This is a genomic window from Pseudomonas sp. G5001 (assembly GCF_013385475.1).
Taxonomy (GTDB): domain Bacteria; phylum Pseudomonadota; class Gammaproteobacteria; order Pseudomonadales; family Pseudomonadaceae; genus Aquipseudomonas.
Genome location: NZ_JACAPZ010000012.1, coordinates 104,842 through 116,764, shown reverse-complemented (window position 1 = coordinate 116,764; position 11,923 = coordinate 104,842). Strand labels below are relative to the sequence as shown.

The following is an 11,923-nucleotide window of genomic DNA, read 5'->3' as shown; positions in this document are numbered from 1 at the left end:
TTGTACATACAAGCATATGCAAGGTTGTTGCCAACTCGACGCGTCGTTGAACAGAGAGGCCTGTAAGGCGCTGAAACACCTGAGTTGCGCGGCCAGCCCTCCGCGAACCCATCGCGCGAATCAACCTTGGCGAGGAACTTGCGCACGGTATTGAGGCACAAAGTAACAATCTGCCAGAAGCTGGTGCGCGCACGAGTAACATCCCACGGCATTGACCAGCGCGCGTGCACCTGTGGTCACAACCCGTTACTGTCGACCCTGGAAAGATCCGGCCCGCGGCGAAAACACGCACTCAAGGCTTTTGAGATTTTCGTGCCAAACCACGGTTTTTCGTACCCAGCCCAGAAATTTGAGAGAAAATGCAAACCCAGCACACGGTCCGTTGTCATTTGCCCCATGCGTAAACTTCTTGGCTTCACCCTCATCATGGCCCTGGTCGCCGCCGTTTCCGCCTATCTGGTCTGGACCCAGGAGCGCCCCGTGGGCCATTACCTGTCCGACCTGCGGATCAACCTGGCCGTCGACCAGGGCGTGCCCGCCGACCGCGGCAACCTGCTGGGCATCCAGCCGGAACTGTTTCCCGCCGACTACCAGAGCCTGGAACGCCTGCACCTCAAGCTGGCGGCCTACCTGCAAAACGCCCGTGACCAGGGCCTGATCAACGACAAGACCATCGTGGTACTGCCGGAACATATCGGCACCTGGCTGATGGTCAGCGGCGAAAAGAACGAGCTGTACCAGGCCACCAACCTCAAGGAAGCGATGAACTGGTTGTCGGCGAGCAACCCGCTGCTGTTCCTGCGGGCCTTGATCAGCGCCAAGGGTGACGACCGTATCGACGACGCCTACCTGCGTATGAAGGCCCCGGCCATGGCCCGCGACTATCAAGTGCTGTTCGGTGGCCTGGCCAAGGAATTCGGCGTGACCCTGGTGGCCGGCTCCATTGCCCTGCCCAACCCGAGCGTCAGCCAGGGCCAGCTGCAGATCGGCCATGGCGCGCTGTACAACACCAGTGTGGTCTTCGACCGCGATGGCTTGCCGCTGGGCCAGCCGCAACGCCAGCTGTATCCGATTTTTGACGAGCGCGGTTTTATTGAGCCGGGCGATGAAAACAGCGTCAGCGTGGTCGATACCCCGGCCGGGCGCCTGGGCATCCTGATCGGCAGCGACAGCTGGTACCCGGACAACTACCGCAAGCTCAACGAGCAAGGCGCCCAGTTGGTGGCGGTGCCGGCCTTCGTGATTGGCCGCGAGACCTGGGACAAGCCGTGGCGCGGCTTCAAAAGCGTGTCGACGCCAGCCGAGATCAGCCTCAAGCCCGAAGAGCTCAGCGAAGGCGAAGCCTGGCACCGCCTGACCCTGATCAGCCAGCAACCCATCAGCCAGGCCACCGCCGGCATGAGCGTGTTCCTGCGCGGGCAGTTCTTTGACATGGGCAGCGCCGGGCAAAGCTTCCTCAGCAGCAACGGCCAGGTGTTCGCCGACGGCAATGCCCGTGGCGCGCGCCTGCTGAACGTGTGGCTGTAACTCAATGAAGCCGGTGCGGCTTGGGGATTTGTCGGTGGGCTTCGTCCACACCTTGGCCGATGCGATCCACAGCCATGGCCTGGACCCGCAACCGTTGCTGCTGCAATACGGCCTTGACCCGGCACGCGTGGCCGAGGCGGGTGCACGCTTGTCGATCCCGCGCTATATGCGCCTGGGCTTTGCGGCCATCCAGTTGACCGGCGACGCCAGCCTGGGCCTGCGCATGGGCCAGCTCAGCCGCCTGAGCCAGGCCGGGCTCGCCGGGGTCACCGCCGCCCAGGCGCCCACCGTGCGCGAAGCCGCCCGTACCCTGACGCGCTTCGAAGCCTTGTACGGCTCCAACTATCGCGGCCAGTCGAGCTTTCACGAGGACACGGATGGCGCCTGGTTGCGCTTCTATTCCATCAGCCCCTACAACGCCTACAACCGCTTTGTGGTGGATTCGATCATCGCCGGGTGGCTGCATCAGTTGTCGAGCCTGAGCCTGCAACCGGTGCAGGCGCAACGCATCGAAATCGAATTCGAAGCACCGGACTACAGCGAGCGCTACAGCGTGCTGGGGGACTGCCCGATCCAGTTTGGCGCCGAGCACAATCAGTTGCGCCTTAGCCAGCAAACCCTGGCCCTGCGCAACCCGGAACACTGCCCGAGTACCTGGCAATTACTCGTGCAGTTGTGCGAACGGGAACTGGAGCAATTGACGCGCACCCGCAGCCTGCGCGAGCGCATTACCCGCTTGCTCGGGCCGATGCTCAATGGTGGCCGGGAACCCGACCTGGAAGAAGTGGCGTCACGCTTGAAACTGCCGACCTGGACCCTGCGGCGCAAGCTGGCGGAAGAAGGGACTCAGTTTCGGGCGATTCTCAACGACACTCGCCGCGACCTGGCCATGACCTACATTCGCGATACCGAACTGGCGTTCGGTGAAATTGCCTATTTGCTCGGTTTTGCTTCAGCGGAAGCCTTTCAACGGGCGTTCAAGCGCTGGAACAGCCAGACCCCAGGGGAATTTCGCCGCAGTCAGCGGCATTCCGCCTGACGTCTGTCTTACAGCTCGGTGGCATCATCGGCCGGATCCAGCGGATCCAGTTCAAAAGCGTGGTACTCGAGCAATTCTTCCTGGTAATCGTCCATGGTTGACTCCTTGTTTTATGAAAAGGGGTTGCTTAGTGACCTGCACAACCAGCCTAAAGTGCCGTCATGACGAAAAAATGTCCGTGGCATGACGTTCCTGCACTTCAGGATTAAACGTAGCAGGATTGCCTTGATTTAGCCGGATGAATTTTAGATGCAACTGCAATCATTGCAATTGCAATCGTAAGCCGAATTCCTTTAGGGTATGGGCACCCGTTGCCAAGCGACCCGGCTCATGACTGCCAGCACCGAACGCTCTGCCCTGATCTGCATCGACGCCCTGAATGCAACGCAGCAGCCCCGCTGCTCGCCCCTGTATAGCGTGATGACCATGGCCAACACCCTGGAGTCCAGCCGGCAGGCGTGGGTGATTCGCGGCCAGTCGCGCTCACGCCGAGTGGTGAGCTGGCCCACCTGGTTCGCGCGCAATACCGGGGAAAAACCCATGCTGTACCTGCACACGGCCGCGTCATCGGCGCAGTTGCGCGCGCTGTCCGGCGAGACCCGTCAGCGGGGCATCCTGTGCAACGACAATGCAACCCAGCCCTCCCCTTCACTGCCCTTATGGCTGGCCAGCAATCCTCACTGCACACCTTATGACCCGGCCTCCGGCGAGGAAGCCCGGGCGATTGTGCTGGCGGGTTTGCAGGCGCTGTATGTCGACGGCGAGCCAGGGTTCTACTATCTGGCACTGCACGATCAACACGAAGGGCCAGGGCTGAGCCCGCAGGATAGTGACCATGCGCTCAGGGGCATGTACCGGGTCCGGCGCTCATACACGAGTGAATTGAGGGTGCGGTTGCTGGGTGCGGGTCGAGCGTTTGAAGAAGTCGTGCACGCCGCGCAGTTGCTCGAGACGGATTGGAACGTCGAGGCGCAACTGTGGAGTTGCCCCAGCTATACACGGCTGGCCCGCGAAGCGGATGCAGCGCAACGCTGGAACCGCCTGCACCCGTTGGCACCGAAGCGCAGTTGTCATCTAAGGGATTGCCTGGCTGGGGATGGCGCGCCGGTGGTCGCGGTCACCGGGTATCCGCAGCCGATCGTCGATCAATTGGCGGGGCATGTGGATGCGCGGTTTGTGGCGTTGGGTGCGGGCTCCGTGGAAACGTCTGCACCCGTTCGATATTGGGTAGCGGTGCTGGCATTGAAGGCGTTGGCGGATGACGGCTGGATCGAAGCAGAACAGGTGGAGACCGCCCTGAATCGATATCACCTGAAATGACGATCTGCAATCCATCGCAGATCAAATGTGGGAGCGGGCTTGCTCGCGAAAACGGTGTGCCTGTTGATATTACTGTTGCTGACACACCGCTTTCGCGAGCAAGCCCGCTCCCATACGGAATCCGCGTCGCCTGGAGTCTTTGCTTCAGGTCTTACGTCGCCCGCGGGTCTGCACGCCCGCCTCCATCGCCAGCCCCGCGGTACGCTCCAATGCCTCGGCAAAACCCCGGCGTTGCTCGCTGTCGAGCTGCGACAAAAACAATTCATCCACGCTGCTTTCGTAGATTTTCCACATCTTTTTACGCAATACCCGGCCCGCGTCGGTAATTGAGACAAAGGCAGCACGCCCGTCACCGTCGGAGCGCGAACGCACCACCAGGCCGTCCTTTTCCAGGCGGTCGACCAGGCGCGTCAGGTTGTAGCGTTCGATGGCCAGCACATCGGCCAATTCGTGCATGCGCCGGGTGCCATCGGGGCCACTTTCCAGGCCCCACAAAGCGTCGTACCAGGCATACGGCGGCAGACCGGCATCGGCCAGGCGCCGTTCGATTTCACGGATGACCGTCCTGTGGGCCCGAACAAAACGGAACCAGACATCAGGCTCTTTCGACGACATGCAACACCATCCGGGGAATTTCAAGAAGGTTGCAATAGTAGCTCATCCCGCGCTAGATTCAGCCATGTAGTTGCAATTGCAACTACATTCGCAAAGCTCCCACAAGGAGCCCACACGCTGAAACCCGTCCACCCTGGAGCCTGACATGACCCCGAACACTGCAGTACGCCTCGACGACGATCCACAGGAAACCCGCGAATGGCTGGAGTCCATCGAATCGGTGCTGTCCACCGAAGGCCGCCCGCGCGCGCATTACCTGATTGATCAGTTGCTGGATTTCGACGTGGCGCGGCATGGCGACTTCTACGGGCGGGTGACCACCCCGTACGTCAACACCATCCCGGTAGACCGCCAGTTGCCCTACCCCGGCAACCTGGCCACCGAGCGCCGGCTGAATGCGTTTATTCGCTGGAACGCCATGGCCATGGTGCTGCGCGCGGGCAAACATTCCGGCGTGGGCGGGCATATCGCAACCTATGCGTCGGCTGCGGTGCTGTATGACGTAGGCTTCGACCATTTCTTCCGTGGCCGAACTGAACGCTTCGATGGCGACCTGGTGTACATCCAGGGCCACTCCGCGCCGGGCATTTACGGGCGGGCGTACCTCGAAGGCCGGATCAGCGAAGCGCAGCTGGACAACTTCCGCCGGGAAGCCGGTGGCGACGGTTTGTCATCCTATCCGCACCCTCGCCTGATGCCGGACTTCTGGCAGTTTCCTACGGTTTCCATGGGCCTCGGACCGATTACCGCCGCGTATCAGGCGCGCTTCATGCGCTACCTGGAGTTCCGCGACCTCAAGCAGCACCAGGGCCGCAAGGTGTGGGCGTTCCTCGGTGATGGCGAGATGGATCAGCCGGAATCCCTGGCGGCCATTTCCCTGGCCGGGCGCGAGAAACTCGACAACCTGATCTTCGTGGTCAACTGCAACCTGCAACGCCTCGATGGCCCAGTTCGCGGCAATGCCAAGGTGATCCAGGAATTCGAAAGCCTGTACCGCGCCGCCGGCTGGAACGTGATCAAGGTAATCTGGGGCGGCGGCTGGGATGCGCTGCTGGAAAAGGATAAAAGCGGCTTGCTGCGCCAGCGCATGATGGAGTGCGTGGACGGCGACTATCAAAACTACAAATCACAAAACGGCGCCTACGTGCGGGAACACTTCTTCGGCAAATACCCGGAGTTGCTAGCGCTGGTGGCAGATATGTCCGACGACGATATCTGGAAACTCTCACGGGGCGGCCATGACCCGGACAAGGTCTACAACGCCTATGCCGCCGCCGTGCGTCACAGCGGCCAGCCGACGGTGATCCTGGCGAAAACCGTCAAGGGCTTCGGCATGGGCGAGGCCGGCGAAGGCCAGAACATCAACCACCAGCTGAAAAAGATGGGCGCTGAAGCCGTCAAAGCCTTCCGCGATCGCTTCGGGCTGGAAGTGGCCGACGACCAACTGGCTGAAATCCCGTATCTCAAACCGGCCGCCGACAGCGAAGAGGCCCGCTATTTCGCCGCCCGCCGCCAGTCACTGGGTGGCTACGTGCCGGCTCGCCATAGCGCGGTCGAGTCGCTGAAGATCCCGGAACTGGATGCCTTCGCCACCCAGCTCAAGGACACCGGCGAACGCGCGATCTCCACCACCATGGCCTTTGTGCGCATCCTCGGCACCCTGCTCAAGGACCCGAACCTGGGCAAACTGATCGTGCCCATCGTGCCGGACGAGTCCCGCACCTTTGGCATGGAAAGCCTGTTCCGCCAGATCGGCATTCACTCCGCTGTCGGCCAGCTCTACACCCCACAGGATGCGGGCCAGCTTTCCTACTACAAGGAGAGCAAGGACGGACAGATCATGCAGGAAGGCCTGAATGAATCCGGCGCCATTTCCTCATGGATCGCAGCGAGTACGTCCTACGCCAACCACGGGTTGATGACCGTACCGTTCTACATTTTCTATTCGATGTTCGGCTTCCAGCGGGTCGGCGACCTGGCCTGGGCCGCGGGCGATGCGCGGGCGCGGGGCTTCCTGCTGGGGGCGACCGCCGGGCGCACCACACTGATGGGCGAAGGCCTGCAGCATGACGATGGCCACAGCCATGTGCTGTCGTCGGTGATCCCGTGCTGCATTTCCTACGACCCGACGTTTGCCTTCGAGCTGGCGGTGATCATTCGCGAAGGCATGCGCCGGATGTACGTCGAGCAAGAGGACATCTACTACTACATCACCCTGCTCAACGAAAACTACCCGCACCCGGCGATGCCCGAAGGCGTCGAGGACGGGATTCTCAAGGGCATGTATCGGTTGAAGGCGGCTGAAGACACCACGCAACCACGGGTACAGCTGATGGGCAGCGGTTCGATCCTGCGGGAAGTCATCGCCGCCGCGGACCTGCTGCGCGATGATTTTGCCGTGGCCAGCGATGTGTGGAGTGTCACCAGCCTGACCGAGCTGCGCCGGGAAGGCCATGCCGTGGAGCGCTGGAACCTGCTGCATCCTGAAAGCGAACCGCGTACCAGCTATGTCGAGCAGTGCCTTGAGGGCCAGCCTGGGCCCGTGGTGGTCGCCACCGACTACATGAAAATCTTTGCCGATCAGATTCGCCCGTTTGTACCGGGCCGGCGCTTTGTGGCGCTGGGCACCGATGGCTTCGGGCAATCGGATACCCGCGAAACCTTGCGCGAGTTCTTCGAGGTGGACCGGTATTTCATTGCCCTGGCGGCCTTGAAGGCGCTGGCGGATGACGGCCTGATCAGCCGCGCCAGGGTGGCGGAGGCGATCAGCCGCTACGGGATCAACGTCGACAAGGCCAACCCCGTAGCGGTGTAGTTACTGTGCAGGCGTCGGCAGAGGCGGAATCGCTTCGGTCGGCGCCGGCAGCGCAGGAGTGGTGGCCTCTGGCGCAGGTGCCGGGGCTTCCTTTGGTGCAATCGGCGCAGGTTCCGCCGGTGGTACTACCGGCTCCGATGCCGCTGGCACCACCGCCGGTGTCACTGGGGCTGCCGGTGTGGCTGGCGCTTCTTTTGGCACTTCTTTCGGCGCTTCAACCTTATCGGCCTTATCGGCCGCCGGAGCTGCCTTAGGTTCCGGGATGCCCAGGTCAGCCTTGGGTTTCTCTGGAATATGCGCTGCCTTTTTCACTTCCTGGGGCAGGAAAACGTCCACCAGGGCGAAATAACGCTCATAAAACTTCGGCGCAGACACCGTCTCGCTGGCCACCTTGACCATGGAGTCGTCGGTGGAGCCAATCGGCATCGACACCGAACCCAACACACCCACACCGAGGCTGGCGGAGTTGTTGACCTTCTTCAAGGCGTAGCGATCCTGCAAGGCGTTGGCGAACATCGTCGAGTGATGATTGCCGCTGCCATCGTCGGCACACACCACGTTGAAGCTGATCTGCAGGTGAGTTTCGCCGGTCTGCTGGAAGCTCTTGTTACCCGCCACCAGCTTTGGATCGCTGCTGGTGATGATGTAACCCTGGCTCAACAGCGCACGCCGCGCCGCTTCGCAGGCCGCCGTGTCACTGACCGGGTAATCACGGGAAAACGTGCCGGAGTCGTCGAAGTTCTCATGTTCATAAATAGCGGTCTTGGGTGACGAGCAGCCCGCAGCGCCCGCCAGCACCAGCGCCAACCCGAGGCTACGCAAGTGAAATGATGTCGACATCGAAAATCCTGAGGAAAACAGTCAGGGCGGTATTGTGCAACAGAACGTGGCCTCGGCGCGCGAATTCCTGTCGGTAAAACGTCACAGCCTTACGGGACGGTGTCCGCAGGAAAAAGCCGCTCGCCCATATGGTCGATAAACACGCGCAATTTCGCCGAGGCATGGCGACTTGATGGCCAGAGCATCCAGAAGCTGCCGCTGTGCTCCAGGTAATAGTCCAGCACCCGTTGCAGCCGGCCCTGCTCCACCGATTCGCGGACCATGAAGTCTGGCAGGCAGGCAATCCCCAGGCCTTCATGGGCCACGTGCATCAGTGATTCGATGGTGGTGGAGACCAGCGGCGCACGCAGGGTCGGCTCCGGCAGGCCCGGCTCCGGGCGCAGTGGCCAGGTTTCCAGCTTGCCGGTGGCGCAGAATTTGTGGCGCAGGCAGGCGTGGTCGCTCAAATCCCGGGGCTGGCGCGGCGTACCGTGCAGGCGCAGGTACTCCGGGGACGCCACCAGCACCAGGCGGTAATACCCGAGGTGGCGCGCCATCAAGCGTGAGTCCTCGGGCTTGCCGGTGCGGATCACCGCGTCGAAACCCTCCTCGATCACATCCACCATGCGGTCGGAGAAGTCCACGTCCAGCTCGATCTCGGGATAGGCGCGCATGAAATCCGTCAGTACCGGCATCAACAAGCCGCGCACTTGCGGCAGGCTGACGCGCAACTTGCCTCTGGGGGTGGCGGATGCCTGGCTCAGTTCCTGTTCTGCGGCTTCGACTTCCGCCAGGATGCGCCGGGAGCGTTCGAGAAACAGCGCGCCCTCGCTGGTCAACGTGATACTGCGGGTGCTGCGATGGAACAGCCGCACCCCCAGGCGCTCTTCGATGCGCGCGATGCTTTTGCCAATCGCCGAGGACGACACCCCCAGCATGCGCCCGGCCTCGGTAAAGCTGCGGGTTTCGGCCACCTGCACAAACACTGAAATACTGCCCAGGCTGTCCATCGTCTCGCTCCCGAGGATTGCGGACATTGGCGTCCGATAAGTTCGGAACCTTAGCCTGTTTTTCTCCACCGTGCAGCACCCTACTCTGGCTCCCTGCCCTTTCGTCTGAAAACCGGAGCCAAGAAAACATGAGCGACAGCGCCCTATCTTCCACGACCCGCGCGGTGAGCCGTGAACGACTGCCTCTGGGCGGCCTGTTGGCATTGGCTACCGCCGGCTTCATCACCATCCTCACCGAAGCCATGCCGGCAGGCTTGCTCCCGCAAATGGGTGCCGGCCTCGGGGTGTCCGAAGCGTTGGTGGGCCAGTTGGTGACCCTGTACGCCCTGGGCTCGCTGTTGGCCGCGATTCCCCTGACCATCGCCACCCGGGGCTGGCGCCGGCGGCCATTGCTGATGATTGCCATCGGCGGGTTTGCCTTGGTCAACAGTGTGACGGCGTTTTCCAGCGATTACCTGCTGACCCTGGTGGCCAGGTTCTTCGCCGGGGTGTTCGCGGGATTGCTCTGGGCGCTGCTGGCCGGTTATGCCAGCCGCATGGTTGCGCCGCACCTGCAAGGCAGGGCCATTGCCGTGGCCATGCTCGGCGCGCCATTGGCGCTGTCACTGGGTGTACCGGCCGGGACATTCCTGGGCACCACGGTGGGCTGGCGCCTGAGCTTCGCGATCATGTCCGGCCTGACGGTTGTGCTGCTGGCCTGGGTGCGCTGGCAGGTCCCGGACTTTGCCGGGCAACAGGCGGAAAAACGCCTGGGGCTGCGCCAGGTGCTGGCACTGCCAGGGATTCGTCCGGTGCTGTTTGTGACTTTCACCTACGTACTGGCTCATAACATTCTCTACACCTATATCGCGCCGTTCCTGGTACCTGCCGGGATTGCAGCGGACATCGACCAGGTGCTGCTGGTGTTTGGCCTGGCGGCGCTGCTGGGTATCTGGATCGTCGGCGCGCTGATTGATCAGCGGCTGCGCGCGTTATTGGTGATCAGCTGCGCAATGTTCGCGCTGTCGGCACTGGCGCTGGCGTTCTGGATCACCTCGGCGACGGTGATCTACACCACGGTGGCCTTATGGGGGCTGGCGTTTGGCGGTTTGCCGGCATTGCTGCAAACGGCGCTGGCCAAGTCGGCCGGGGATTCAGCCGATGCCGCACAGTCGATGCTGGTGACGGTGTGGAACCTGGGCATCGCCGGTGGCGGACTACTCGGCGGCATGTTGTTGCAAGGGTGGGGAGTGACATCGTTTCCATGGGCGGTCGCCGCGTTGGTCGTACTGGCACTGATCGCGACGCTGCGTTTAACCGATGTTTAAACGAAACGTGACGTGATGTTTCTTAACTCTTATGATCGCACCGGGTGCGCTGCTGCATACGGCACAGCGCAGGTTAAAGGATAAGCATTGGTCGGGCCGCCAATGGAGACTTGTCGTGCCTGATAAACACCCTGCTATTCCGCGCCCCCAGGTTCTGGTCGAAGGCGCCCTGTCCGCATTGGAGCGGTTTTCAAGGATCGAAGCAGTCAGCGGTATCGTGTTGCTGCTGGCAGCGATCGTCGCGCTGGTCTGGGCCAACAGCCCCGTCGCAGATTCCTACGAACACTTCTGGAACACCCCACTCACTATCGGACTGGGAGACTTCACGGTCTCGCGCTCGTTGCACTTCCTGGTGAACGATGGGCTGATGACCATCTTCTTCCTGGTGGTGGGCGCCGAGATTCGCCAGGAGATCAGGGACGGCGCACTCGCCAACCTGAAACTGGCCACCCTGCCCCTCGGCGCGGCACTGGGTGGCGTGCTGATGCCGGCGCTGATTTACACCCTGCTCAACCATGGCACCGTAGCGGCCAGTGGCTGGGCGGTGCCCACAGCCACCGACATCGCATTTGCCGTGGGTGTGCTGGCGCTGCTGGGCAAATCGATTCCGGCTGGCGTGCGCATCCTGTTGCTGGCTTTGGCGATCATTGATGACATCGTCGCCATCCTGATCATCGCGATTTTCTATACCGCCAGCCTGGACTACATGGGCCTGGTGATCGCGGCCTGCGGGCTGGCGCTGGTGCTGGTTTTTCAGCGGATGGGAATTGGCAAGGCGGTGGTGTACCTGTTGCCGGGGGCGATTGTCTGGTTTGGCCTGCTCAAGACCGGCGTCCATCCGACGCTCGCGGGCGTAATGCTTGGCCTGATAACGCCCGTGACTTCCAGACCGACTCGGGAACGCCCTCTGGACACCATCGGGCGCACGTTCAACGAGCTGATGGAGCGGCTTTCACAATCGGCTGAAAGTGCCCATCAAGTCGCCAAACCGTTGAAGCAATTGAGACAGGCCCAGCGGGAAATGCTGCCGCCGGTGCAACGTATTCAAGCGGGCTTGCACCCCTGGGTGGCCTTTGGCGTCATGCCACTGTTTGCCCTGGCCAACGCCGGAGTGAGCCTGCAAGGGTTCAACCTGGACGATCCACTGCCCCACGGCGTGTTCATGGGGGTCATCCTGGCCCTGGTGCTCGGCAAGCCGCTCGGTGTGATGCTGGCGAGCGTGGTGCTGGTCAAACTGAACATCTGCCAATTGCCGGAGGGCGTGACCTGGAACGGCGTCGCCCTGGTGGGCCTGCTGGCGGGAATTGGTTTCACCATGTCGATTTTCATCTCGTCGCTGGCCTTCTCCGATCCGACGCTGCTGTCGGCTGCCAAGCTGAGTGTGCTGAGCGCTTCGACCCTGGCGGCTGTGATTGGCCTGAGTTGGGGCAAGCTCAAGTTTGCGCGTTGAATCAAGACTGGTTGAGTCAGC

General features: G+C 62.0%; 9 protein-coding genes. 6 read left to right on the top strand and 3 right to left on the bottom strand.

Annotation, left to right across the window (positions count from 1 at the left end; genetic code table 11):
* Positions 1-396 precede the first annotated feature (396 nt).
* The 3 genes from HX805_RS12975 to HX805_RS12965 all read left to right on the top strand — a co-directional run bounded on the left by HX805_RS12975 (position 397) and on the right by HX805_RS12965 (position 3,886).
* Positions 397-1,527 carry a carbon-nitrogen hydrolase family protein gene (locus HX805_RS12975; protein WP_003207875.1) on the top strand — a complete coding sequence of 377 codons (1,131 nt, stop codon included), beginning with the start codon at positions 397-399 and terminating at the stop codon, positions 1,525-1,527.
* Positions 1,528-1,531: 4 nt separating this feature from the next.
* Positions 1,532-2,566, top strand: coding sequence for an AraC family transcriptional regulator (locus tag HX805_RS12970; RefSeq protein WP_177116915.1), 1,035 nt, complete (start codon positions 1,532-1,534; stop codon positions 2,564-2,566).
* A gap of 300 nt (positions 2,567-2,866) precedes the next feature.
* Positions 2,867-3,886, top strand: a complete 1,020-nt coding sequence (locus HX805_RS12965) for a pyruvate dehydrogenase (protein ID WP_177116914.1) — start codon at positions 2,867-2,869, stop codon at positions 3,884-3,886.
* 144 nt (positions 3,887-4,030) lie between these two features.
* Here the strand turns inward: HX805_RS12965 and HX805_RS12960 are convergent, their stop codons facing one another.
* Complete coding sequence (locus tag HX805_RS12960; RefSeq protein ID WP_008431958.1) at positions 4,031-4,501, bottom strand: MarR family winged helix-turn-helix transcriptional regulator; 471 nt, start codon at positions 4,499-4,501, stop codon at positions 4,031-4,033.
* 145 nt (positions 4,502-4,646) lie between these two features.
* On the opposite strand from HX805_RS12960, the gene aceE reads away from it, so the two are divergent.
* On the top strand, positions 4,647-7,316 hold the full coding sequence (gene aceE / locus HX805_RS12955) for a pyruvate dehydrogenase (acetyl-transferring), homodimeric type (protein ID WP_177116913.1): 2,670 nt from the start codon (positions 4,647-4,649) through the stop codon (positions 7,314-7,316).
* Here the strand turns inward: aceE and HX805_RS12950 are convergent, their stop codons facing one another.
* Positions 7,317-8,156 (bottom strand): DUF2242 domain-containing protein, encoded by an 840-nt coding sequence (locus HX805_RS12950; RefSeq protein ID WP_003207865.1) that lies wholly within the window; start codon positions 8,154-8,156, stop codon positions 7,317-7,319.
* Positions 8,157-8,245: 89 nt separating this feature from the next.
* The gene (locus tag HX805_RS12945; RefSeq protein WP_003207864.1) at positions 8,246-9,145 is read right to left on the bottom strand and encodes a LysR family transcriptional regulator; all 900 of its coding nucleotides are present in this window, start codon (positions 9,143-9,145) and stop codon (positions 8,246-8,248) included.
* A 128-nt stretch (positions 9,146-9,273) separates the two neighbouring features.
* Here HX805_RS12945 and HX805_RS12940 point away from each other — a divergent pair, with 128 nt between their 5' ends.
* The gene (locus HX805_RS12940) at positions 9,274-10,452 is read left to right on the top strand and encodes an MFS transporter (RefSeq protein ID WP_177022254.1); all 1,179 of its coding nucleotides are present in this window, start codon (positions 9,274-9,276) and stop codon (positions 10,450-10,452) included.
* Between the two features lie 115 nt (positions 10,453-10,567).
* Positions 10,568-11,902 (top strand): Na+/H+ antiporter NhaA, encoded by a 1,335-nt coding sequence (nhaA, locus tag HX805_RS12935; protein ID WP_087693206.1) that lies wholly within the window; start codon positions 10,568-10,570, stop codon positions 11,900-11,902.
* Positions 11,903-11,923: the final 21 nt, after the last annotated feature.